The following is a 23820-nucleotide window of genomic DNA, read 5'->3' on the forward strand; positions in this document are numbered from 1 at the left end:
CGTGTCGTAGGTGGTGTAGTTCAGCAGCACGTCGAGGATGAACTTCTCCTCGATCGCCTGCGCCATCGTGTATGTGTGGAATGGGTGCGGCAGCCCGTCCTCGCCAAGGGTGCCGAACATCTCCATCGTCTTCGCCTTCGGCGTCGCCGTGAAGGCGAGGAAGGTGATGTTGCGGGTGTCGGCCTTTGCCTTCGCCTCAGCGGCGAGGATCGCCTCAACGTCGACCTCGCCGCCGTCGGCCAGGTCTGCAGCCTCCTGATCGGACAGCACCTGCTTCAGCTTGCTCGCTGTCTGCCCGGTCTGCGACGAGTGCGCCTCGTCTGCGATGACCGCGAACTTGCGCCCCGCGAGAGCCTTGTTCTCCTGGATCGCCTCGAGGACGAACGGGAACGTCTGGATCGTGACGACGATGACGAGCTTGCCCGACGAGAGGGTCTGGGTCAGGTAGGCCGACTTCGAGGAGAAAGACTTCTTCGCGGCCTCGGCCGTCGAGATGGTGGCAACGACCCCGCTCTTGGACTCGATCTGCTTGATGGCTTCCTGTAGCTGGGCATCGAGCACGTTGCGGTCGGTGACGACGATGACGGTGTCAAAGACCTTCTGGTTCTTCGCATCATGCAGGGTCGCCAGGCGATGCGCGGTCCACGCGATCGAGCGGGTCTTGCCCGAGCCGGCCGAATGCTGGATGAGGTACCGCTGCCCCGGCCCGTTCTCGCGGGCGTCCGCGACGAGCCTGGTGACCGCATCGAGCTGGTGGAAACGCGGGAAGATCAGCACATGGTCGGTCGTGACCTGGCCCGTCTTCTCATCGGTCCCTTTCATCGTCTCGAAGTGGATGAACTTCCCGATGATGTCGAGCCATTGGTCTCGCTGGAGGACGTCGCGCCACAGGTACGCGGTCGGTGACCCGCCATTCTCGTCGGGGCCGTTGCCGGCGTGGCCGGCGTTACCTCGGTTGAACGGCAGGAAGTACGTCTTCTCCTTGGCGAGCTTCGTGGTCATCCAGACCTCGTCGTTGCTGACGGCGAAGTGGACGAGAGCGCGAGTGCCGAACCCCAGCAGCGGCTCGCCAGCCGGGTCCCGGTCGGTCATGTACTGCTTCTTCGCGTCACCGATGTTCTGCTTGTGGTCGGTCTTCAACTCCAGGGTGGCGACCGGGATGCCGTTGAGGAAGAGCACGAGGTCGATCGATTTGCTGTGCTTCGTCGAGTAGTGGACCTGCCGCATGACGCGCAGCCGGTTCGCCTTGTACCGCTCGTTGACGGTCTGGTTCACGTCCTGCTCGGGGCGCTTCTGCATCAGCGTGAACGACCCCGGGGTGTCCTTGAACCCGGACCGGAGGACCTGCAGTGACCCGCCGACAGGCTGCCCCTTGTCAAGCAGCGTCGCAAGACGCGTCAGGATCTGGTCCGTAGCCTTCGCCTTGGCCTGGTCGGACATGGACGGCTTGACCTTCTTGGCAAGCTCGTCAGGCTGCGTTTCTTCCAGCCACGAGAACAGGTCTTCGGGGAACAGCGCACGCTGCCGGTCGTAACCGGAGTCGTCGTGGCTGTAGAGCCAGCCGTGCGTTTCGAGGTGCTCGCAGAGCTCGCGCTCGAACTCGGACTCCCAGGTCTGATTCGCCATCAGGCTGCCCCTACGTCGATCTGGCCGGTTACGGCCTCCGTAATGAGTGCAGAACGTCGCTCTTTGGCGAGCTCGATGTGGCGCTCGACTTTCGCGATCAGCTCGTCGATCTTCGCAGTCTCACGGTCGAGATGGTCAGCGATCGCTCGCTGCTCGTCGAACGAGGGAAGCCACACCCGGATGCGCCGTAGCGAACTGAGCGGCAGGTTGTTCGCGAGGCCATCAGCACCGCTAATCGCCAGCCGGACCTGCGAGCGATAGGACAGGGAGTTCAACGACCAGTAGAGGTAGCGAGGCAACGTGGACGGCTTCGGCACGAGCCGGAAGTTCTTGTCGGACAAAATGAGGCGGCGGCTGATTGTTCCAACCATTGCTACTGAGCCAACCAGATCAGGGCTGCCGCTGGCTCGAGAAGCGATCAGGTCGCCCCGCTGTACCTCGATCCCGCTTGGAATGTCCACCTCGGCGGGCACCGGTTTCGACTCAAGTTCATCGAACCCGCCACGGTTCGACGCACCGGTTTTCAACACCCAGAACTCCGCCGAGTCGTCACCAGTTGAGGTATCCGGAGATATTCCCTGGTCCACACGCCGCAAGGTGCGCTTGATCGAGACGAACTGGTCCTCGCTCGCATGGGTCGGCGTCACCGCGTTGGCGATCGTGTGCTCTCGGCGTTCGCGGAGTCGCTCGATGAGGGCGTTCTGCTTCTCAATGAGGTCGTCGATGAGCGCCGTCTCATGGTCCAAGTAGTTCGTGATCGCACGCTGATCGGAGAGGGGCGGGAGAGGGAACGGCAGACTTCTGAGATCTGCGGTATCGACCATCTGGGCGTTGGGTCGTACGCCTCGCCCAAGGCTCTCAAACACAGCACGAAAGAGAGTGCTTCGAAGGAGGTAGTCGGCGAATGGTGGGGCGAGGGCTCCAGAGATGTCAAACACCTTGTATGCCGGACTCACATAGCCAGTGTGCTGGGAAACCCCCAAACCACACCTGTTGAGCCACATCATGTTTGCAGCAAGCTGTCCTGGCCTCACGACTCGATACGTGGAGACGTCCTCGGCTGCCATCTGTCCAGCAGATAGATCCCGGGGAACCACGCCGTAGTACTCCGATACAGATAGAGGTTCACCGACCGGCTCAGTTCCATTGCGCTCCTGTACTTCGCGAAAGAGTGCTCCAAAGCGCGATAGGGGCCAACGTTCTGGAAAGGCTTCGTGAAGACGAATGCCTGGGACGTAGGCCGTCACGCTTCCACCTTTCGCAGTAGGTCGATGATTTCAGCGGCGAGTTCATCGAGCTCGGCGTCGATCTCCTCAAGGGGCCGCGGCGGTACGTACTTGTAGAAGAGCCTGGTGAATGGGATCTCGTAGCCGACCTTCGTCTTCGACTCATCGATCCAGGCGTCAGGGACGTGCGGCTTCACCTCGCGGTCGAAGTACGCCTTGATACCGTCGCGGAACGGCACGAGCTCGGTGTCGCGCAGGGCGGTGTCCGGTTCGGCGTTGCCCTTGCCGTCGTTGCAGATGTCCGCTGACTCATCTCGTTCGCCGATGGCCTGCCAGATCGCCTTGATGACGGGGGTCGCGACGATCGTGCCGGCCCCCTTCAGAGCCAGTCGCAGTGCTTTGGCGAACTCGTCCCGGTTCAGCCACGTGTTCCCCGCCAACGCGGTGAGGGCAGCACCAACGGCGTGCTGGTCGGTGTCGTCGAGCTTCTGCACGAGCTTGGTTGCGAGGGCGGCTTCTCGTGCTTCAGCGGTGACCTCGAAGCGCAGACGGAGCGGCTGCTCGACGGTGACCTCCCAGTAGCCGAAGTCGGCCGGCTCGAGGATCTTCGACTCCTCGGTTTCCGCGAAGTCGTCGTAGAGCTTCACGATCGCCTTCCGGTGAGTCTTGGTGATCTCGCGGTTCTTCGAGCCGAGATTCCTGCGGAGCTTCTTCCAATGGTCGGTCGCATCGATCAGCTGGATCTTGCCGCGCCGCTCGGCCGACTTGTGATTGTCGAGGATCCACACGTAAGTCGAGATGCCGGTGTTGTAGAACATGTTCGTCGGCAGCGCCACGATGCAGTCGACCAGGTCGGACTCGATCAGCCAGCGCCGGATCTCCGACTCGCCCGAGCTGGCTCCACCAGTGAACAGGGGTGAGCCGTTGAGGACGATGCCGGCGCGGCCGCCGGAGTTCTCGACGCCCGCGGTGGCGGGGCGCATCTTGGAGACGAGGTGCTGGAGGAACAGCATCTGGCCGTCGCTGATGCGGGGCAGGCCCGCGTCGAAGCGCCCATGGCCACGCGCGTTCTCCTTGCGGACGACGTCCTCGGCGGCCTTCCAGTCACCGCCGTACGGCGGGTTGGAGAGGCAGTAGTCAAAGCGGGACTCCGCGTGCCGGTCGTCGCGGAGCGTGTCCCCCAGCCGTATTGAGTCGACGGCCTGGCCCTTGCCGATCATGTCGGACTTGCAGATCGCGTAGGACTCGTCGTTGAGTTCCTGCCCGGCGAGTGTGACCTTCGCCTTCGGGTTCATGCCCATGATCGCCTCCTCCGCGACCGAGAGCATTCCGCCGGTTCCCGCGGTGGGGTCGTAAATGGACCGGACCACTCCCGGCGTTGCCAGCAGATCGTCATCGGGCGCAAGCACGAGGTCGACGATCAGCCTGATCGCGTCACGTGGCGTGAAGTGCTCGCCGGCGGTCTCGTTCGAGGCGGTGGAGAACTTGAAGATGAGGTGCTCGAAGACCTCGCCCATGTCCGCGTTCGAGACCGTGTCCGGGTGTAGGTCGATGTCGGAGAACTGCTCGGCGACCAGGTACAGGCGGTCTTTCTCGTCGAGCTTGTGGACAGTCTTATCGAAGCCGAACCGCTCGAAGATGTCAGCGACGTTGGCGGAGAAGCCGGCGACGTAGTCGAGGAGGTTCTCGGCGAGGTTCTCCGGGTCGCCGAGCAGAGATTTGAGTGTGTAATCGGTCCGGTTCCAGAAGTGGACTCTGTACTGCTTGCGGAGCTTGGCGGCGAGTACGTCGTCGTTGGGAGTGCTCGCAGCGAGGTCGTTGATCGCGTCGCGGTTGTCTGCGAGGACGCACTCCATGCGTCGCAGGATCAGGAATGGCAGTGTCGCAGTCCCGTACTGCGCCGGCTTGTACACTCCCCGCAACTGGTCCGCGATGTTCCAGATGAACCCTCCAAGAGCCGACATGCCCTGCCTTTCGTGCTTGAGCTCACCTCGATGCCGAGGACCACTTCGATCGCAACCATATCCGGCATCCGCGCCGGCACTTGATCTCCGCCAGCCGAGTCCTCCGCGTGAAGTCCAGTCCCTGGCCTCGGCGCCGAGATTGCCATCCAACGTTCCTATTCGACTTGGGGGCGTGGCGTTGGGGTACACCCCCGCACCACGTCAGACACCACGACCGGATCATGTCAGATTCGGGTCGGCGTGGCGTTTATCTGACACCGATCCTTCGGGGTCTAGAGTCTTTCCTGACAGACTGGCCCCGGAGAAGGTGGACTCGTTGCGTGTGGGGTATGTGCGTGTGAGCTCGGCCCTTCAGTCGACAGTCCGGCAGCTCGATGGCGTCCCCGTGGAGAAGTCCTTCACCGACCATGCGTCCGGGTCGAGCCTGGACCGGCCCGGGCTGTCGGAGATGCTCGGCTTCGTGCGCGAGGGCGACACCGTGCTCGTGCACTCCATGGACCGGCTCGCCCGCGACCTCGACGACCTGCTCCGCCTCGTCGGCCAGCTCACCGCCAAGGGCGTCAGGGTCGAATTCGTCAAGGAGGGACTGGCCTTCACCGGGGACGACTCCCCCATCGCGAAGCTCATGCTCGGCATCATGGGGTCCGTGGCCGAGTTCGAGCGGGCACTCATCCGGGAGCGCCAGGCCGAGGGCATCGCCAAGGCCAAGGCCCGCGGCGTCTACAAGGGCCGGCAGGCGAAGCTCACCGAGGCATCGGCGGCCGCGATGGTCGCCCGCGCACGGGCGGGCGAGTCCAGGGCCTCCCTGGCCCGCGAATACGGCATCAGCCGTGAGACCGTCTACGCCTACCTGCGGGCAGCAGTCCCCTCCACCGCGGCTTCCCCTGCCGAGTGATCTGCCTGTGCCCGATGAGCAGCGCCGGCCGTAGCGCTTGAGCCACCTCGCCCGGGCAATTTCCCGGGCTCGTCATACGGGAATCGGGCAGGCCGGGAATCGTGCGGTTCTCAGGCGCCGCGGCGGCCGCCGACGAGGCGTCCGGGACGGGCCGGTTTCCGGGCGGGGCGCGGTTCCGCTGCGGGGTCTGCCAATTCCAAGGAAGGGCCCCTATGCTTGGTTGTCAAGGTTGACATAGTTGACGGAGTGGATGATGGGCAGCAGACGCGCTGGCGCGAAGAGCGACTCTGGCCTCCGCGTAGCCAAGGGCGGGAAGGTCCGGTTCAGGACCGTCGAGAAGGGCGGGTTCCGGCACAGCCGCACCCTGGGCCTGGCGGCTGGCCGCAGGCAGGAAGTCGAATCGTTCCTGGTCCACATAGAGAACGTCATCGTCAAGGACCCTGAAATCAAGCTGGGACGAGCCAAGCTCGAAGCGGTGGTGGAAGTCCTCAAGTCATCCACCAAGGTCCTGCCGGGCCTCTCGGCCGCGCGGGCCAGCCGCAGGATTGCCAGCCCTCTCGCGGAGCAGGTGGGCCCGTTCTACGACACGAACGCGCTGGCGAAGTGGCTCGGGAGCACCCGGCAGGCCTTCAGCAAGAGTGCCGCAAATGGGAAGCTACTCGCTGTCCAGACATCGGACCGCAGGCTCCTGTTCCCGGTCTGGCAGTTCGACGAACACGGTCGCACTCTCAGAGACTTCGACTTAGTCCTCAAGGTCCTGCGCGATGGCACCGACGACAGCTGGAAGATCGGCTCCTGGATGACCACACCTGTGGCCGAGCTCGAGGGTGAATCGGCGAAGGACTGGCTCGGCGAGGGCAAGGACTCGGCCCCGGTCGTAGAGCTCGCCAGGCAGAGCGTGGCCGCCTGGACCGCCGGGTGAGCGGTCGGAGTGGCCCCGCCCTCCCGGCTCCCCCAACGGACTTGGAGGGCTTCCCTGAGGAACGCCTCGCCGCCGGCGCCGACGTCTGCCGCGCCGTCGGCACGGGCCGGGGCGCATGGTGGTTCGCCTGTACGGGCGAGGGCAGATTCGACTTACGCATGCCGTACGGGACCTGCTACCTCGCATACCACCCTAGGGTCGCGGTCCGCGAACGGCTCGGCCCTGTCTTCGCCCAGGGCGGCATCATCCCCTCGAACACCATGGAGGAGATGGAGCTCGTCTACCTCAAGCTTCCCGACCCGTCGACGCTCGCGGACCTATGCCACGAGGACGCTGCCGATTTTGGGGCGATCCGCGAGCTCGCGAGCGGAAGCTGGGATGACTACTCGCTGACCAACGACTGGGCCGAAGCCTTTCGAGGCCACGGCTTCGACGGGGTTCAGTACCTCGCAAGGTTCTCCTCGGGACGCGGCCCCGACGCCGTCGGCCTGTTCGGAGACGCCGGCGCCCAAGACTGGCCGGAGGAGGAACGGGTGACGGGCGAGGCCGCGTTCGACCTTGCCGGCCTCATCGACCGTGTCGCCCCGATTCCCCACTCCTCGGCCACCCGCATCCTGCCCCCGCCCGGGTCCGCTGCGGGGTAGAACGCCCTTCAAGGGGACTCAACTCCTGGGCGCGGTTGAAGACGCGCACGTCGAGAAGACGTACCTGCGTGCCGCCGCTCAACGATGGCGACTATGAGACGGCCCGGAGACTCTGGGCGGCCATCGAGGCATTGCCCGGCGCATTGGAAGCCGTATGGAGCACCAACGACGGGCGCCGAGAAAGCCCGGCTCATGGAAGAATGTAGAACTTCTGTGCGGGAAGCGACAGCGGCTATCCAAATGAAGTTTGCCGGCGCAGGTAGGCCGGGGGAATTTGGATGGTTTGCGAGGCCCCCCGCAAGGGTGAGCCTTCGAAGCCGCAGACCGTGCCTGCACCCTGACCCAGCACCAAGGCCGGATAGGCTCGTGCCAGATCAAGCAGCAAGGAGTGGGGCATGGCGGGAAATCCATCGTGGGGCGCGGGCTACCACAAGGGATACGACAAGGGCTTTGGTGAAGGGTCCGTCGTCGGGTTGATTGTGGGAGCGGGCGTTAGCGGCGCCGCCGTTCTGGCGACGTGGGGTTACCCGAAGGTCAGGGAGGCTCTGGCAGCCCGACACATGAAGCGCCTCGAGGAGAGCACCCCGGTCCCGTCCAGCGACGACGCGCCCGACGATGACCCAAACACCGAGTAGCTTCTCTTCGAACGGCGAGCCGTCACCGCGTGACGGCTCGCCGTGACAGCCAGAATGGTCCGGTCCCGACGATCCCCGTCAAACCGGGAGTAGATCGGCGAGCTGAGCCAGCGTGTACTCCCCGCCTACAGGCACCTCGGCTGTGCCTTTGAATGTCTCGTGATAGCCCCGTGCGGTGGCCTGCCATCTGACAGACAGCGATTTTGCTCCGGGACTCAGTGCAAGCACAACGAGGTCTGCTGGACTGATCCAAGGGGTTTCAGGGCGGAGATGCTCCAACTCCACCGTGATGTGGAGGCTTCGGCCCTGGTTCTCCCAGCTCAACTGTCTTGACGCGATGGCCGGACGGGGTATCCGGATGGGCGGAATCGGAACATGAAAAGGAGAGCTCGCCTTGATCACCGGCGGAAACAGCTCATCGAGGTCGACATCGCGTGGCCCTCTTGCGGCTACTCCGAAGGCCTCGTCCAGAACGAGGTCGATCCGGACGGCTTCGAGGAACATGGTTCGCTGATTGGCAACCTCGATGACGAGGCGAGGCAGGGCGGCTCCAGCGAGTTCCACATGGCCCTTGACCCACGTCGACCGAGTGCTCTGCTCCCACTCCGCTGCCACATGTTCAAACGAATCCGACGACATGTGGGACATGCCGGCTGCGCTCATCAGATTGCTCCAGGTCGCCTCGCTGATGAACGACGAGTTCGGGCTCTTAGTCGGCGCCGACTCGACATGCTTTCGTCTGGCCTCGGCGATCTCACTCTCAACATATTGGTCGAGCCGCTCGTTCGAAACGTCGAGTAGATGAGCGCTCCCCCGCAGGGAGATGGCGAATTCAGGCGCTGGCAACGCTCCGCTGTTCGCCCTCGCGACTAGGCCCTCAACTTCTGCGGCCTTCGCCTTGCGGGTCTCCCCGGGGCCCCGCACGTAGATGTCACCGTTGGAGAGATTGTTGCGGCCTCCTGATGCTGACTGGTAGTCGGCTCGGCAGGGATATACGGGGTCTCCGTCCTTGGGCGGATCAACGATGATGAAGAGGACTTCTCGGCCGCTGGTGTCCGCGGGAGCGCGTTCGAGCTCCCAGCGTGGTCCACCGGGCCCAAGGTACTTGCCGATCTTCTGCTCGATTGCCAGGATCTCTGTCCCGGCAGGCACCCCCGGCAACCCGCCCTGCTTCGCTCCGATAACCATCACGGCGTATCCGCCGAAATCGCGTGCGGCCAAGGAGGGAAGGCGGTTCGCCGCGCCGAGAATGAACTTGGCGACCTTGGTCGCCTCTTCCTTGGACACCAGGTCGAGTTCACTCTTGACTTCGAGGTAGTGCTTCTCTGCTACGTCGCCTCCAGAGACGATCTCGCCGAGGATCTCTCCACGCCTGGTTTCCCCGAGTGGCGGTCGACTGGTGTCCATGGGGGGTCTTAGTGTTGGGCTCGGGCGGTGTAGGTGAGGCCTGAGCGACGCAACGCGTCGGCTGGGGTGCCGTCGCTCCAGTCCGGGGCCTTGCCGGTCATCGGCAGCGGAGTGCTCTCCCGGGCGATCTGGTGCAGTTCCTCGGTTAGGGCGTCCCACTTGGGGGCGGTGGCGGCCCATGATGCGCCGGGGGCGTCGATCAGCAGCTCGAGGCTGACGCTCGCACGGCGCTCAGAGAGGACGCGGCGCGCGGTCGCCCGGTAGGCCTCGACGTAGGCGGCCTGGTCCTGCTCCCACAGCCGCTCCACGGTCGCGTGCGCGGCGGTGGCTTTGGCCAGGGCAATGGCCAGAGGATCGCCCGCTTCCTCCGAGCGCCGGATGATGCCCTCGACGATAGCCTGTGCCTCACGCACAAGTGCGGCGTTGCGCTCGTCCTCGATGTGAAGCTTTTCAGTTGCGTCGCCGATCTGGTCCAAGCGTGCCCGTTCCTCGGCTGTGGCTGTGGCTTCGAACAGTGCTTCGTCGGCCGCGTCGACACGCTTGGCCAGCTCGTCGACGGCTTCCTCGTAGAGGTCATACAGGCCGAAGTCATCGAACGTGCCCTCGACGTCGATGGCCAGGCGAACCGGCTCGGTGCGGTAGCTCAGCAGCTCATCGTCGTCCATGCCTGCCGTACCGGTGACGATCCTGCGGATGAGGTCCGCCTCCCACGATCCGGGCCGGCCGGAGATAAGCGTCTCGACCCCGCCGACATTGGCCGCCACGGCTGTGAGGACGTGGCACGCGATCTCTGCGAAGTCGGCGGGCTCGGTGTGCTCGGCCGGGGTACCAGCCCCAATGGTGCGAGTGCGACGTGCAGCGGTCGTCAGCGCCGCGATCGCCTGCAAGATCGGATCTTCACTCTCCACCTCAGCTGCTCCTGCCTGCTCCGTGATTCCCATAGCACCCCTCCCCCTCCGTCGCTTCCGTCGCCCCGAGAGCGACAGTACTGCTCTTATTAGTAGAGCGCGGCGCTCCGACAGCCGTGACCGGAACTACCACCGGGAATACTAGCGATTTGATATCAAAGAGATATCACTCACTCGTAGTCGTCTTTCACCTGCTCGAGGCCAATTCTGAGTGCGCGGAGCGCCATGGGGTGCTTCTTGCGGCCTTCGAGCTGGGCAACTTCGGTCAGGAGCTCGGCGAGCTCCATGTCGTCGTCGAACCTCAGGAGCATGGTCCTGAAGGTCGCCTTGTCGCGCGCGTCGGTCATGTGGGGCGTCACACTCGGCCGTGCACGGGTCTTCTGCTCTGCAGCGGGCTGGGCCACGAGCAGCGGCTCAGCCCCATTGCCGAAGGCCTCGATGGCCTCTTCGCGGTCCTTGGCCGTGCGCTTCTTCAGTGCCATCAGCCAATCAGCTCCTCAACAAGGCCGCGGATCTCGCGGGCCGCCTTCGCGTTCTTCCATTCCACGACTCCGAGCCCCTCCCCCACGACGTCGCGGTATGCCTTACGTTCGTACAGCACGGTTCTCAGCGGCTCTATGTTCGGATAGTCCGCAAGATACTCACGGGCGTCGCCGCTCTCCGACTCGAAAGCGTTGGTCGAGACGCGGGTGAGCATGCCGCGGACACGGAGCTCGGGGTTGAAGTCACGCGCCGTGTCAATGAGCTGGTCGACGGTCGCTAGAGTGTCCAGGTCGAACTGGCTCGACTGTGTCAGGACAAGCAGTTGGTGCGCCGCCGTCATAGCGGTGCGCATCTCCTTGGAGTCTTTGCCCGCGACGTCGACGAGGACGAAGTCGTACTTCTCGTCCAGCTCGCGGAGCGTCTGCTGGAGGCTGCCCAACTTCTCTACGACGAAGATCTTCGGCTCGTGGCCGGCCTCTTCGCGGTCCACGGCCCATCGCGCTGTGGACCGCTGCCGGTCGCCGTCCACGACCGCGAGGCTGTATCCGCGTCTGGCAAGTTCGACCGCGACGTTCGTGATGACGGTCGACTTGCCGACGCCGCCCTTTTCGCTTCCCGCAACGAGGATCATGACCCCCAACCTAGTTCCAGATTGCTAGCATTTCGGTAGCGACACGCTACTAGTTTGATATCACTTTGAAAGTCGTACCATCGCCGTTCAATCATCGTTCGCGCGTCGTCCACCCCCCAAGCGGGGGGAGGGGGGCCGGGGCAAGGAAGCAACCCGCAACCGGAGCCGACCGGCACTAGCAAATTGCTAGCAATATCAAACCGATATTGTACAGCTAGTGATTCGATAGCATTGCCGAGCAGCGGCCGCGTCGGCAGCGGCCGCGTCGGAGGCGGACACTAGTGCTTTGCTAGCAAATTGCTAGTGATATCGAACAACTATCGAACTGCTAGTGGCGCCGATGGCGGCGGCCCAAAGAAAGCCCCAGGCCGCTCATCGGCGAGGTCGGTAAGATGCTATCGGAACACTAGCAGTTCGATAGTGCTATTAAAAGACGCACCCACACAGGGGGAGTGACCTCGGACGGCACCACTTGGGATCATGTATCCATGTCGGATGCCGAAAACATTCAACGAGTCCTGAGCCCGCTGTCGGTCGAGCTCGATGATCGGCAGGTCGGCCTCCTCCAGACCATCTTCTGGGGCGCCTATGACTACGACAAAGCCGCGCGATGGCCGCTTTGGGATTGGGTGTCGAGGGAGCTCACCCGAGGCCCTGCTGGGTACCTCGACGCCGATGCTGTTCTGCGGTCGCTTCCCAAGGTTCCGATACCCGGCAGGCAGCAGGACTACGGGCTGGTCTGGAGGTCAGAGATTGGGACCACGTCTGGACCCATGCCTGAAGAACGCGTCGGCCTTACCATCGCAGGCCTCAATGCGCTGGGGCCTACTCGTCCGAGCGCGCAAATCTTTGCCGATGACCTGGCTCTGAAAGTGCGGTACCTCGCACGGCAGGAGATGGCACTCCCGTCCGACCCCGACACGGCTGCATCGCGAACCGTGGTGCTCAGCGGGCAGTTCGTCGAAGCTGGCATGCGTCCGGACCGTTCAGGGAACCAGACAATATTTAACGGTGTAGGGGAGGAGGTCCAACTCGACGTCCTCCGCAAGGAATACATCCAACTGAGCGTTTCTCCGCCGGTCCCATCGGCGACAGGAGGCGATCAGCCAACTGTGTACTTGGGTCCGTGGCTCCGTCGTTTCCGCAACGTGCAGACCGCCGAAGATTACCTGGAAATCATTGCCAGCGACCAGCAGGTTCAGCAATCGGCCCCGCTGATGCGCCCGGACGAACTTGCACTCATGCTCGACCATGCCTCGTACGTCCTCAAGGACCACCCTCAGTGGCGGAGTGGGATGATGGCGCAGCCGCGAGACTATAGGACGGCCGCGTCGCTCATGCTTCCTGCTCTCACCGCTGAGGAGTTCCAGGCCCGAACCAGCGATCTTTGGACTGTGCTTTCGAGCCTCAAGGTCCCTGATGTCGTTACCGACGATCCAAGTGATGGAAGCCTGAAGAGGCTCCAGCGTTGGCTCAAGGACCAGGTTTCAGACGAGGCAAGTCGAGACCGGGCCGTCGAGGCACTCGAGGACGTCCGCTGTGTCGGTGCACTCCGAAACTATTCGCAGCACCCTAGTGAAAAGACACGCCGCAATGTGATTGCTGCCTGTTCCCGGCTCGGTTTGCCGTACCCGATTCGAGATTGGGGTGCCGCGTGGGACCATGTGCGGGCAAGGATCGCTGATGCCTTCTACACGCTGAGCCAAGAGGCCAAGGCCTGAGCGGTCTTCCGGAATGAGCCCGGGCAGCGGGATCAGGTGCTTCGGCACGGGCGGGGCCTACGCGACGGCATCAAAGAGGCAATGGAGTCGTCGTCTGGAGGTAACCAGTGCTCCGCGGTGTCTGGGTCGTAGATGTCTGATTCGGTGATGTGCTGGTCGGGGTTGTGGCGGTCGAGCCAGGCATGCCATTGGCCTCGCTGACGGCGATGGAGGGTGAGCTGGGCGGCGACGTCGCTGTCGGCGCCGAGGCGCCGGGCGAGCTGGGCGAGGCTGGTGGTGTGGGTGAGGTGCCAGTGGCCGGCGTCGTCGCGGTGGATCATTGCGAGGGCCGCCATTTCGGCGAGGGCGCGGTCGGCTGTGCTGCGCCCGATCTTGGAGTCGCGGGCGACCTCGGCCGCGGTGGGGGAGAGGCGGGCGCGTTCAATGGTCTCGTAGGCGAGGGCGGCCGCGGGGCCGAGGGCACGGAATACGGGGCGGACGGCGTGGATCTTTCCCTTGCGCCAGGTGAGGTCTCTGGCGAGCTGGCGATGCTGTTCGGGGAGCTCGATGAGGTAGACGTCGGCGTTGCGATGATGGGCGTCGGCAATCTTGGTGACCATGCCGTCGGAGAGCTCGGCCAGTCGGCGCAGAAGCCTTGCGACCGTGCCGTGGTGCTGGCCCAGGGCAAGGGCGAAGGTCCGGCAGCCGACGTCGAGCGTGTTTGTTTCCATCGTCCTCATGTAGGCGAGCACGCCCCGGATCAGGAAGCGCAGCCCGAGGCCCTCGCGGCCGAGCTTCTGGAACCTTGCATCGAGCACCGCGTAGAGGATGTTCTCGAGGTCGTTCACCAGCTGATGGATCGCAGCCGCAGAAGGCTTTTCCTTTCCCCCCCGGGTGGGTTGAGTGGGGCTTGTGTCGCTTTTAGGGGCAGTGTTCTTTCCGCGGCTGGTGGCGGTGAATTCGATCGCTTTGCCCCATTCAGTCTCGAGGAGACGGTCGAGCTGCCGGGTGGACTGGTACAGGGCTGCGAGGCCGGGGAACTGGCCGGTGAGCTCGCCCCGGACCTGAGCCAGAGTCCACCCGCACGCGGCGAGGTGGTTCAGGACCCCCATGCGGGCCTCTGACGGGGTCCTGTACTTGGCGGTGTCGTAGAGGCCGGTTTCCGCTGTCCTGCGCAGCGGTGACTGCCACCCGCTCGGGCGGCGTGCGATCCCGTTCGGACCCGTGGGGACTCGTAGCGCTGGTTGGGGAGCGGTGGCGAGCCGGGCTCGCCGTGCGGCCTCCTCGCGGCCGCGGCGGAGCTCGGGGGCGAGCGCGCGGCGGAGCTTGTCGAGGTCGTCAGGCGTATTCCGGCGGCGCAGCACGTCGTATGCGGCGGTCAGAGGGGTGGTGAGCTGCTGGTGGCCTCCGCGCTTGTGGAGGGAGCCAGGGACACGGATACATCCCGTGGTCGGGTTCTGGTGCGGGCTCGGGTCCAGGCTCGGGGCGATCCGGGCGAGTGCGTCGACGAGCTCGCGGGCATCGGCGCCCGGGATCCGCTCGGCGAGGGGCACGTAGAGGTGCCGGCCGCCGGACGGGGAGACGTCCTCGACGAACTGGAGGCCGCACGAGGTCAGGAGGACGCCGAGGCGGGCCGCGTCGACGTCGATGACGGCGGGGTCGGCCTTCGAGATGTCCAAGTCCAGGCACAGCGTGGCCACATCGCCTGCAGCATCGTGGATCAGGACCGCGGCCGGTGCCGTCGGCAGCGCCGCGGTGAGCCTGTGCGGCGTGCCGGGGTACTGGAACTTCCCCCGTACCCAGCGGCCTGCTCGGTACGCCGGCTGACCTGCGATCAAAGGGGCGAGCGCCCACAGCTGGTGGGGCTTGACTTGCGCCGACGACGAAACGGTGGCAGACACGCCGAGCGTGCTGTCACCCTCTAGATGACGTTCGGGGGCTGCTACCGCTACCATGAAAGAGCGTTCTCCTTTCGAGGGGTACGGCAAGGGACCCACCCGCGAGGGAGGGTTTCGGTTCCGCCACCCGTGGACCGGCCAAGATCTGGGGTGGTGGAGGACTTCGTGAGAGGGCCCGCCTAGTGCGGGCCCTCAGTCGTTAAGACGCTCTGGGAATCAGCGCCTCCTGGGTCGTGTAGTTGGAGTCGAGCTTGTTGGGCAGACCGCGCGCCCTGTCGATGAGAGCGCCGAGATACTCGCTGAGGGAGAGCCCGGCTTCCAACGCGTCCTCAGTGGCGCGCTTGTGCTGGTCTGGCAGTACGCGGCCGCGCAACGCAACGCGCGAACCGTCGAGTTTCGGAGGTTCATACGCCTTGTTGGTCATAGCACCCATCCTTATACGGGAGATGGGGCGGTACCGGTACCTCGACCTTGTTCGGCGTGTCGCTCCCGTTACCGTGCGCGGCCGCGGCTCAGCTCGTCCCCGCCGGGCCCGGACGTCTGGGGGCCGGGGCTGGTCCTGGACTCTTTCGCCTTGGGAGTGAGGGCTTTGAGGATCTTGTCTAGGTCTTTGACGGCTTTCTGCTGCGCGTCGCTGATGGGGGAGGCCTTGACCTGGCGGTGGATGGCTTCGACGCGGGGGGCTCCGCTTGCGCCGACGGCGCGCGTGACTTCGTTAGAGAACTTGGGCTGTTGACGCGCGGCGGCCTGCCGGGCGGCCGCGAGCTGCTGGCTTTCGGCTCCCTGGTGCATTAGGCTCTGCTGTGAAACAACTCGCCGCTGGTTCTCGTAGCTCGCGGAGAGGGCCCCCGGACCTTGCTGCGGCAGATGGGGGCTGTTTCGTTTAACGGCCAGATCCGTCCCGTGGGCGTGGAGCTGGATCGTTGTCTCGCGGATGTGGTTGAACCAGCTGCCGTCCCCGATGGCCAGCTCGCGCCGGTAGGCCCAGGCGGCGAGGTCCGGCGTCCAAAGCAGGGGTTCCCTTCCGGGCCCGGAGTGCTGGAGTTGGACGTTCTCATCGATGATCCCCGTGGTGCGGAGCCGGTGGATGGTGTCCTGGTCGATCTTGTTGCCGTGGGCGATCTTCGGTTCCCGTGAGTCCATGACGATGAGGCGGACGGCGTTCTCGCCGGTGCCGCGGGTGAGTTCCGCGGTGAGCGTGCTGAGGCATTCGGCGCGGGCGTAGTTCATCTGCTTGTCGTCGCCGATCCTGATGTCTGTCTGCACGGTGACGATGGAGAGCATTTCGGATGATGCGAGGTAGTTGAGCATCTCGCGCATGTACTGCTGGCCTGTGGGGTCTTTGACGAGGTCCTTGGTGTGCCAGAACAGGCTGCCGGGGATGTCGGTCAGGGCCTCGCGGACGTAGGTGGCCTGGTCGCGCTCGACGACGACGGCGGAGAGGACGTAGAAGGGCCGTTCGGGTCCTTTGTGGCCGACGAATCCGGGTGCCCGGTAGGACTCATCGATGAACGCCACGGGCCCGCTCGTGGTGGCGTAGACCTTTTTCAGGCGCTCGTCTCGGAGCGAGTAGCCGTCCATCGTCGTCATGAGGGGAAGCCTAGGCCACCCGCCCGGACACCTATTCGCCCAGGGTGTAGCCGAGAGCGACGGTGAAATGCTCCTTCAGGGCCTCCCGATCGAGTTTGTACAGGGGGCCGACGTGTCGCGTCGTCGGCGCCGTTTCCGCCGTAACGAGGCCTCGAGCCTTCAGCAGCTTTACGTGTGACCAGACGGTCCGGTAGTCGGCCTCGATGCGTGATGCGACTTCGACGGTGGTCGAGCCTTCGGGGTGCAGCGCCAGATCTCGGAGGATCTCCATGCGGATCTGCGTCAGGTTCAGCACGTGGAACGCCGCCTCGACATGGTCGGGCAGCGGGGTGGCGGGCTGGTAGCGGCGAACGGGCACCCGCCCAGTTTCTCAGACCCCATGTTCATCTCCATTTCGTTGATACATCGCTATAATAGCGATACGCTCGGGTCATGACTAGCTGCGCGTGGGTCGTTACAACTGCCGTCATAGAGCCGGGAGCCGGTCTTAACTTGACTGGAGATTTTTGTACAGGGGATGGAAAAATGCGCCCGGGCCGGGATAACGGCCGCGCGCGGGTTTGGTGACGAGGGGGAGTCGCAGGGGATGAAGGCTGTAGGTGGTGCGATCGGGGGCCTGCTGGCGCTGCTCGTGTTCGTCGTGATGATGATGAGCGGCTCGCCGGATCCTCAGTCGGCGTCTGCCGTGTGCGCTCCTGGCGGGAGCGCTCAGGGCGTCCCGAACGGCTGGGGCCCGGCGGTTGACGCCGCGGCGAAGACGGCCGGCCTTCCTTCCTCTGTCCTGGCTGCACAGCTCGCGGCGGAGTCCGGGTGGAATCCGAAGGCTACGTCGCCGGTCGGGGCGATGGGCCTGGCGCAGTTCATGCCGGAGACGTGGAAGACGTGGGGCAACGGGGCAGACGTGCTCGATCCCGTGTCCGCGATCGGCGCGCAGGGCCGGTTCATGGGGGACCTCTACCGGCGCGCGCAGGCGATGGCGAAGGGGTCGAGCCTTGATCCGGTGTCGCTGGCGCTTGCGGGGTACAACGCGGGCTGGGGCGCGGTGGAGCAGTTTCACGGCGTCCCGCCCTATGGGGAGACGCAGGACTACGTCGCGAAGATCCTCGATTCCGCGAAGAAGTACGCCGGGGCCGGCGACTCGGCCGTTGCGGCGTGCTCGCAGGCCGGTGCTGCCGGTGACGGCGATGACCTTCCGTGGAAGAACGCCCCGACGTGGGTTCAGGTCGGGGCGGACAACCCGGCCGCCCGGTCGCCTTTGGGCTTCTTCAACCGCGAGTGCGTCGACTTCGCGCTCTTCCGCGTGAACCAGGAGCTGGGCTGGACCGCGGGCCAGCCGTGGAAGGTCACCAACAGCAGCTTCCGCGGCGACGGCGTCCTGCTCGGCAGTGCCAACACCCCGGGTGAGCAGTCCTGGCTGACGGGCTGGCAGGTCAAGGGCTGGGCGACGGGCAAGGACCCGAAGCCGGGGGCCGTGGTGTTCTACGGGCCCGGCGTCGGGGGAGCCGATGCCACGTACGGCCACGTGGCCGTGGTGAAGTCCGTGGCCGCCGACGGGACTTATGTGGAAGAGGGCTACAACGGCAACCCTGCCCCGAACGATCACCAGTACTACACGCGCACCGTGAAGGACTCGGTGCCGACCGCTTTCCTGTACGTGCCGAAGGGATGACCATGACCCACCGTTCGATCAAGCTTGCCGCGGGCTTCGCCCTCGTTGTCGCGTGCGCGGGGTGCGCGTCCGCGTCGCCGACGTCGGGCGGCTCGTCCGTGCCGACCGTGACGGCGACGGCGGATTCCCTGCCGCCGACGTGGGGGACCGGGCCGCAGGCACCGGAGGACCCGAGCGCGTCGAAGCCGACGGCGGTGGCCTGGTCGGCCGAGTCCCGCGCTGCGGCGACGTCCGTGGCGGTGAAGTTCATGGCCGCGTATGCCCGGCCCGGGACCGCCCAGCCTGCCTGGGCGGATGCCCTGGCCCCGTATGCGTCGGTGGAGCTGATGGCGAAGTTCCGGCAGGCGGACACCAAGTACCTGACGACCTCGGCCCCGGCCGTGACGGGCACCCTGACGGCCGACGATTCCAACCCGTACAACGGGGTGGTCACGGTCGGCACGAGCGAGGGGCCGTGGCAGCTGGGGGTGCACCGCCAGCCTGACGGGTCGTGGCGGGTGTCCTCGATCCAGCCGCCGGTGAGGCAGGGGCACTGATGAGCACTGCTGTTCCGGCCTGGCCGATCATCTCGCTGCGGTGGGAGGGCGAGATCCTCGTCGTGTCCGACTCCGACGCTGCCCTGGACCCTCGCCGGGTGCTGCCCATCCCGGGCGAGGACCCGTTCGAGACGTCCCGCCGCGCCGCCGTGAAGGCGTGCACGGCGTTGGGGATGGAGCGGGCGCGGGTCCAGGGCGTCGACGGCGACGACGTCGTGTCGCTGATCGTCGACGCCCGGGAGGGAACCCTGACCGAGGCGCACGCGCCGTCGGCTCCGGCCCCTGCCTTCGACCGCGCCCACAGCGCGCTCGAGGACGCCCGCGGCCGCGCGGAGCACAGCCGGTTCTCCCGGGTCCTCGTCCCGGGCCTCGCCGCGGCGTCTCTGGGAGCGAGGCTCAGCGGCCGGCTCGGCGCGCGGGCGGCCGCCGGCACGGCATGGGCGAGGACCCGGAAGGGCCGTAGGGCGCTCACGGCCGCCGTCGTGGTGGCCTGCGCGGCCGCGACGGCGGGCGTGGTGGGGGCGCGGCAGGCGGGCTGGTTTGCCCCGACCGCCCAGAGTGCCCAGGCGGCGGCTCCGGCCCCTGCCGGGCAGCTCCCGGTGTACGCCCCGGTGGGGTGGGGCACGTTCGCGTCGTGGACGGTCCCCGCGTCGCGGACGAACGTGGCCCCGGTCCTGTCCCCGGACGGGAACCGGGTCATCACGGTCAGCAGCGGCCGTCTGGAAGCCCTCGACGCCCGGACCGGCGCCCTTGTCTGGTCGACGGCGTTGGAGGGCTCGGTGTCGTCCCTGCGCGTGATGGCCGTGGACGGCGAGCAGAAGGTCGTGGTGGCCGACGGCAGTAAGGTCCGCACGTTCGGGCTCGACGGTGCCCCGGGCACGGTGTTCGAGGCCGGGGACGCGACCGCGCGCCCGGTCGTGGACACCGGGCGGGAGGCCTTCTTCTCCCTCCCGGACCAGCGGGCCATGATCTTCACGCACGGGAGCTTGTCTCTGCGCCGCATTCCGGCCGGGGCCGTGGCCGTCGGGGTGGACCGGGGGACGCTGCTCGCGGTGGAGGTCTCCACCGCGAGGCTGTGGCGGATCGGCTCCGACGCGGTCCAGTTCCCGTCCCCGTCGACGATCCCGGCGCCGCAGGGCGCGACGAAGCTCACGGCCGTGTACACGGCCGCTGACGGCTCGCTCGTGACGGTCTGGGACGGGCCCGTGAAGGACCGGTCCGTGGTCGCAGTCGTGCCGGTCTTCCCGCAGCTCGGGGCTCCCACGGTCGTGAAGGAGGTGGCGTCGTCGTCGGCGGCGTCGTCGACGTCGGCTGTGGTGGTGGACCGCTACGCCGGGACTGTCCTGGTGAACCGGGTCCTGATCGACACCGCCGCGGGCACGGCCGTCGAGGTGCCCGGGTCGTCGGGCAAGCTCGGGGCCGGGTTCTGGTGGGGCAGCCAGGGCCAGGCCACGGTGCGTGTCGGTACGGCCGGGGACACTGTGAACTCCCCGTCCGATGCTCCGGTGCCCCTTTTCGCACTTCCCGATCACCGCGTCCTGGTCGAGGCCGGGACCGACCAAAGCCTCTATGCCCTCGCACCTGAAGGAGAGAAGAAATGAGCCAGCCCAAGATCACCGCGTTCCTCGACTCGACCGGCCAGACGAACGTCACCGATCCCGACGGCCAGTCGCACGAGCGGGCGTTCCCGGATCTGCCCGCCGCCCGTCGGGCCGTGCGGGAGGCTGCGGCGAAGCACGCAGCCGAGCACGGGGGTCCGGTGCAGCTGGAGATCACCGACCCCTCGGGCGTGCACGCCCTCCTCGTCCACGCTGACGGGGACACGGAGCTGGTCGACGGCGCCCTGCCCGCGCGGCCCCGTGCCGAGAACGCTGCCTCCCGGTTCCAGCCGGCCCCGGTTCAGGCTCCCGCCCCCGCAGCTGCGCAGGTAGCCGATCGGGCCGCGGCCGCGCCGGAGCCGGCGGGGGAGGCGGAGCCCGCCGAGGCGCAGGAGCAGGCTGTCGAGGTCGCCCCGTGGCCGGAGGCCGAGTCCGTCCATGGGGCCGCGGAGACGGTGCCCGCGGAGGCAGCCGTGCTGGTGCAGGCCCCGGAGGAGCTGCCGTCGAGGAAGTCGCTGCGGGACTCGCAGTCCTTCCTGGCGGTGCAGAACAATATCGAGCCTGCCCGGAAGGGCTGGCAGGGCAGGCTGAACGCCTTCGGGTTCTCGCTAGCCCCGGGAGCCGTGGAGCTCGCGGAGCGCGAGGACGAGCATCTGGTGGCACGGATCTACTCGGGGCCGCGCACGATCGCGGTGGTGAACCAGAAGGGCGGGGCATCCAAGACCCCGACGACGATCTGCCTCGCGGCCGTGTTCGGCCGCGCGGGCGGCTCGGTGCTCGCGTGGGACAACAACGAGACGACGGGCTCGCTGCCGTGGCGGGTGGAGCGCGGCGACCACGCCAGCTCTGCCCTGAACGTGCTGGAGCGCTCGTCCCACCTGCTCTCCGACACGGCCCGTGCGGCGGACGTCAACGCGTTCGTGCACCGGCAGACGGCGGACAAGTACGACGCCCTGTTCTCGGACCAGGACATTGACGGCGAGCACGAGATCTCCGCGGCCGAGGTCGACGTCTTGCACGCCGTGGCGTCGAAGTACTTCAACGTCATCCTGATGGACTCCGGCAACAACCACCGTGCCGCGAACTGGCGGCGCATGATCGGGCACACGGACCAGCTCGTGGTCTCGACCACGACGGTTGAGGACCGGGTGGAGGGGGCGCGCCTGACCCTCCAGGGCCTCGCGGGCCGCAACGAGCGGACCGCGCGCCTCGCCTCCGAGGCAGTGGTGATCGTCTCCCAGGAGCAGCCCGGGCACGAGAAGCTGGCGGAGCTGCACGCGGAGAAGTTCCGCCCGTACGTGCGCGCCGTCCACGTGATCCCGTTCGATCCGGCGCTCAAGGACGGCGTGATCCACTTCGGCGCTCTCCGCCCAGCTACGCAGCGCGCTTGGCTGGCGGCGACGGCGTCGATCGCGAGGGGCCTGTGATGCCCCAGGACCTCGAACAGTCCTCCTGGGCGTCGCGCTTCCTCCCGCCGCCGGCCCCGGCGGCGGAAGAGGCGGACGTGCGGGAGTTCGACGTGATCGTGGGCGAGAGGGATTTCCTGCCGGGCGTACAGGACTCCTCGGCGGCCCTAGCCGCCGAGATGCGTGTCCCGGAGCCCGCCCCGGCACGGGCCGCGGCGCGGATCAGCCAGCGCACTCTGTGGCTGGTCCCGGCGTGCGGCGGCGCGGGGGTGAGCACGCTGGCCGAGCTGCTCGGGGAGCACGTCGTGGATGCCACGGAGCAGGCCCCGATCTGGTCGGGGCGGGCTGTTGTCGTCGCCCCGACGCACCCGGCGGGGCTGGCCGGGGCCGAGCGCCTTGCCCTGGCCAAGGCGCGGGGCGAGCTGACGTACGACGTCGTCGGCCTCGTCTGGGTGCATGACCGGCCAAACGTCTCCGATGCCACGGGCCGGGAGTGCAGGCGCATCGGGGCGATGTTCCCGCGGTTCTGGTCGATGCCGTACGAGGCCGCATGGCGGGAGCCCGGGGCGGAGCCGGTGCCCCACCGGCACAACACGAAGACCCTCATCCGATCACTGGCCAAGCTCACTCACACCAAGGAGGACAAGTCATGAACACCATTGCCCTTGCCGCTACGAAGCTCTATGTGGCGATGGACGGGGACCCCGTCAACGCCAAGCCCGTCATGCCTCCGGGCATGGGGTCGCTGGCCACGATCGTCAGCTGGCTTCTCTGGATCGCGGGTGTGGCGCTGTTCGCGCTGTTCATCAGCGGCATCGTCAAGGCCGCCCGTGCCCGGCACCAGCAGGGCCAGGTGGACGCCGAGGCGCCCATGTGGCCGCTGGTCTGGGCAGTCGTGCTCGGCGCAGCCGGAACCATCTGGCGTGTCATCGTCCCGGGCTAGGACGCAACCGTGACCGGCCGCTCATGCCTCGGATGCCTGCTGCTCCTCGCGATGATCCCCGTCGTGCTCACCTTCATCTGGCTCGCCCTGATGAAGCACTGAAGTCCGTAACTACTGAATCCCGCAGAGAGAGGAAGTGAACACTATGGGTCTCAAGAGCTTCTCCCGAAGCCAGTACGACGCCGTCGCCCACCCCGAGAAGATGGACGGCGGCCAGCTCTCCCGTACCCGCTGGGCCTTGGTCGTCCTCGGCGTCGTCCTGGTCGCGGGTGCGGTCATCCTCGCCGTCCTGACCAACCAGCCCCAAGGGCAGAAGGGTGCCGGGCCTGCCCCGGTCCCGACCATCAGCTACAGCCCGAGCGCTGACGACACTACGGGGGCCGGCCGCTGCCTCGACAACACCCCGAAGGACATCACTACCACCGCCCCGCCAGTCCAACAGTGGGTCGTCAAGGGCTGGGCGGCGGTGCCCGTTGTCAAGGGCGCAGGGCCGTGTGGGAAGCCCGTCGGCGGAGTGGACACCGGATTCGCAAAAACCGCGACTGGTGCGCTCGTGGCGAGCCTTACCTGGGGATCCGAGCTTCAGGAAGGCCGCCCTAACGCTGGCACCGCAGACGCGATTAGAGCCGTTGTGGTTCCCGGCGCAGACCGGGATTCCATCCTGGCTCGTGTGAGCCGGATTCGTTCTGGAGCCGAAGCGCCCGCACAGGACCCGGCCGGCGTCGTTCGCATCGTGGGGTACAAGGTGAACCTCGATGGCGACACCGCGCGGGTTGATTTTCAGCTCAAGATCCAGACGAGCGGCGGCGTTCAGGACGGTCTCATTCCGACCCGCCTCCAGTGGCTGGACGGGGACTGGAAGATGGTCCCGACCTCGGGCAATGACCTTGCTAGGGCAGTGCCGTTGAACGGCGCTACCGGCTTCGTTCCGTTTATCGCCGGAGGCACGTCATGAGACCCACGTGGGATCCAATCGGTGACGCTGTCGCCAACGCAGTCAAGGATGCTTGGTCCCAGCTTGCGGGAAAGCTCTACGAGGGTGTTGTGGCTGCTTTGCAGTGGCTTTCGACGTGGTGGCTGAATATCCCGGCTCCGCAGTTGATGACTGACGGCGGGGATTCTCCGGCGCAGAAGGTGAT

At 66.3% G+C, this 23820-nt stretch carries 23 protein-coding genes and 1 pseudogene; 13 read left to right on the forward strand and 11 right to left on the reverse strand.

Annotation, left to right across the window (positions count from 1 at the left end; translation table 11 throughout):
- From LK10_RS14660 to LK10_RS14670, 3 genes are all read right to left on the reverse strand, one after another.
- A partial coding sequence (locus tag LK10_RS14660; RefSeq protein WP_043125179.1) for a type I restriction endonuclease occupies positions 1-1626 on the reverse strand: 1626 nt, incomplete at its 3' end.
- Positions 1626-2873 (reverse strand): restriction endonuclease subunit S domain-containing protein, encoded by a 1248-nt coding sequence (locus LK10_RS14665; RefSeq protein WP_156144189.1) that lies wholly within the window; start codon positions 2871-2873, stop codon positions 1626-1628. The genes LK10_RS14665 and LK10_RS14660, both read right to left, overlap by 1 nt.
- Positions 2870-4816: a type I restriction-modification system subunit M gene (locus LK10_RS14670; protein ID WP_043125183.1), complete on the reverse strand. Its 1947-nt coding sequence runs from the start codon at positions 4814-4816 to the stop codon at positions 2870-2872. Before LK10_RS14670 ends, LK10_RS14665 begins: the two co-directional genes overlap by 4 nt.
- Positions 4817-5123: 307 nt before the next feature.
- Between LK10_RS14670 and LK10_RS14675 the strand changes: the two genes are divergently transcribed.
- The 4 genes from LK10_RS14675 (at position 5124) to LK10_RS14690 (ending at position 7912) form a co-directional block, all read left to right on the forward strand.
- Positions 5124-5711, forward strand: a complete 588-nt coding sequence (locus LK10_RS14675; RefSeq protein WP_197061952.1) for a recombinase family protein — start codon at positions 5124-5126, stop codon at positions 5709-5711.
- A gap of 253 nt (positions 5712-5964) precedes the next feature.
- A complete protein-coding gene (locus tag LK10_RS20975; protein ID WP_156144190.1) occupies positions 5965-6633 on the forward strand; it encodes a hypothetical protein in 669 nt (222 codons plus the stop codon).
- Positions 6630-7277, forward strand: coding sequence for an RES family NAD+ phosphorylase (locus LK10_RS14685; RefSeq protein ID WP_043125189.1), 648 nt, complete (start codon positions 6630-6632; stop codon positions 7275-7277). Before LK10_RS20975 ends, LK10_RS14685 begins: the two co-directional genes overlap by 4 nt.
- A 395-nt stretch (positions 7278-7672) precedes the next feature.
- Positions 7673-7912, forward strand: a complete 240-nt coding sequence (locus tag LK10_RS14690) for a hypothetical protein (protein ID WP_043125192.1) — start codon at positions 7673-7675, stop codon at positions 7910-7912.
- A 78-nt stretch (positions 7913-7990) separates the two neighbouring features.
- Here the strand turns inward: LK10_RS14690 and LK10_RS20980 are convergent, their stop codons facing one another.
- The 4 genes from LK10_RS20980 to LK10_RS14710 all read right to left on the reverse strand — a co-directional run bounded on the left by LK10_RS20980 (position 7991) and on the right by LK10_RS14710 (position 11341).
- Positions 7991-9319 (reverse strand): hypothetical protein, encoded by a 1329-nt coding sequence (locus LK10_RS20980; protein ID WP_052207401.1) that lies wholly within the window; start codon positions 9317-9319, stop codon positions 7991-7993.
- An 8-nt stretch (positions 9320-9327) separates the two neighbouring features.
- On the reverse strand, positions 9328-10260 hold the full coding sequence (locus tag LK10_RS14700; RefSeq protein WP_043125195.1) for a hypothetical protein: 933 nt from the start codon (positions 10258-10260) through the stop codon (positions 9328-9330).
- Between the two features lie 137 nt (positions 10261-10397).
- Positions 10398-10709, reverse strand: coding sequence for a hypothetical protein (locus LK10_RS14705; protein WP_043125198.1), 312 nt, complete (start codon positions 10707-10709; stop codon positions 10398-10400).
- Positions 10709-11341, reverse strand: a complete 633-nt coding sequence (locus tag LK10_RS14710) for a division plane positioning ATPase MipZ (RefSeq protein WP_043125199.1) — start codon at positions 11339-11341, stop codon at positions 10709-10711. The genes LK10_RS14705 and LK10_RS14710 overlap by 1 nt, the downstream gene beginning before the upstream one ends.
- 488 nt (positions 11342-11829) lie before the next feature.
- Here LK10_RS14710 and LK10_RS14715 point away from each other — a divergent pair, with 488 nt between their 5' ends.
- Positions 11830-13062, forward strand: coding sequence for a hypothetical protein (locus LK10_RS14715; RefSeq protein ID WP_043125201.1), 1233 nt, complete (start codon positions 11830-11832; stop codon positions 13060-13062).
- 32 nt (positions 13063-13094) lie between these two features.
- Here LK10_RS14715 and LK10_RS14720 read toward each other — a convergent pair whose 3' ends face one another.
- From LK10_RS14720 to LK10_RS14735, 4 genes are all read right to left on the reverse strand, one after another.
- Positions 13095-14996: a hypothetical protein gene (locus tag LK10_RS14720; protein ID WP_052207402.1), complete on the reverse strand. Its 1902-nt coding sequence runs from the start codon at positions 14994-14996 to the stop codon at positions 13095-13097.
- 142 nt (positions 14997-15138) lie between these two features.
- Entirely contained in the window at positions 15139-15363 is a 225-nt protein-coding gene (locus tag LK10_RS14725) for a hypothetical protein (protein ID WP_052207403.1), read from the reverse strand.
- A 68-nt stretch (positions 15364-15431) separates the two neighbouring features.
- Positions 15432-16529: a hypothetical protein gene (locus LK10_RS14730; RefSeq protein ID WP_043125206.1), complete on the reverse strand. Its 1098-nt coding sequence runs from the start codon at positions 16527-16529 to the stop codon at positions 15432-15434.
- 31 nt (positions 16530-16560) lie between these two features.
- On the reverse strand, positions 16561-16887 hold the full coding sequence (locus LK10_RS14735; protein WP_052207404.1) for a helix-turn-helix domain-containing protein: 327 nt from the start codon (positions 16885-16887) through the stop codon (positions 16561-16563).
- Between the two features lie 228 nt (positions 16888-17115).
- Here LK10_RS14735 and LK10_RS22345 point away from each other — a divergent pair, with 228 nt between their 5' ends.
- From LK10_RS22345 to LK10_RS22685, 8 genes and pseudogenes are all read left to right on the forward strand, one after another.
- Positions 17116-18198, forward strand: a complete 1083-nt coding sequence (locus LK10_RS22345; protein WP_043125208.1) for a transglycosylase SLT domain-containing protein — start codon at positions 17116-17118, stop codon at positions 18196-18198.
- 2 nt (positions 18199-18200) lie between these two features.
- Positions 18201-18734 carry a hypothetical protein gene (locus LK10_RS14745; protein ID WP_043125210.1) on the forward strand — a complete coding sequence of 178 codons (534 nt, stop codon included), beginning with the start codon at positions 18201-18203 and terminating at the stop codon, positions 18732-18734.
- Complete coding sequence (locus LK10_RS14750; protein ID WP_043125212.1) at positions 18734-20335, forward strand: PQQ-binding-like beta-propeller repeat protein; 1602 nt, start codon at positions 18734-18736, stop codon at positions 20333-20335. Before LK10_RS14745 ends, LK10_RS14750 begins: the two co-directional genes overlap by 1 nt.
- A complete protein-coding gene (locus LK10_RS22870; RefSeq protein WP_052207405.1) occupies positions 20332-21759 on the forward strand; it encodes a MinD/ParA family ATP-binding protein in 1428 nt (475 codons plus the stop codon). The genes LK10_RS14750 and LK10_RS22870 overlap by 4 nt, the downstream gene beginning before the upstream one ends.
- The gene (locus LK10_RS21970; RefSeq protein WP_052207406.1) at positions 21759-22391 is read left to right on the forward strand and encodes a DUF6668 family protein; all 633 of its coding nucleotides are present in this window, start codon (positions 21759-21761) and stop codon (positions 22389-22391) included. Before LK10_RS22870 ends, LK10_RS21970 begins: the two co-directional genes overlap by 1 nt.
- Complete coding sequence (locus tag LK10_RS14765) at positions 22388-22681, forward strand: hypothetical protein (protein ID WP_043125214.1); 294 nt, start codon at positions 22388-22390, stop codon at positions 22679-22681. The genes LK10_RS21970 and LK10_RS14765 overlap by 4 nt, the downstream gene beginning before the upstream one ends.
- Positions 22682-22826: 145 nt before the next feature.
- The gene (locus tag LK10_RS14770) at positions 22827-23636 is read left to right on the forward strand and encodes a hypothetical protein (RefSeq protein ID WP_043125216.1); all 810 of its coding nucleotides are present in this window, start codon (positions 22827-22829) and stop codon (positions 23634-23636) included.
- Positions 23633-23820: pseudogene (locus tag LK10_RS22685) on the forward strand (hypothetical protein); the annotation flags it as partial. The gene LK10_RS14770 and the pseudogene LK10_RS22685, both read left to right, overlap by 4 nt.

The organism is Sinomonas humi (genome assembly GCF_000802235.1).
Taxonomy (GTDB): Bacteria; Actinomycetota; Actinomycetes; order Actinomycetales; family Micrococcaceae; genus Sinomonas; species Sinomonas humi.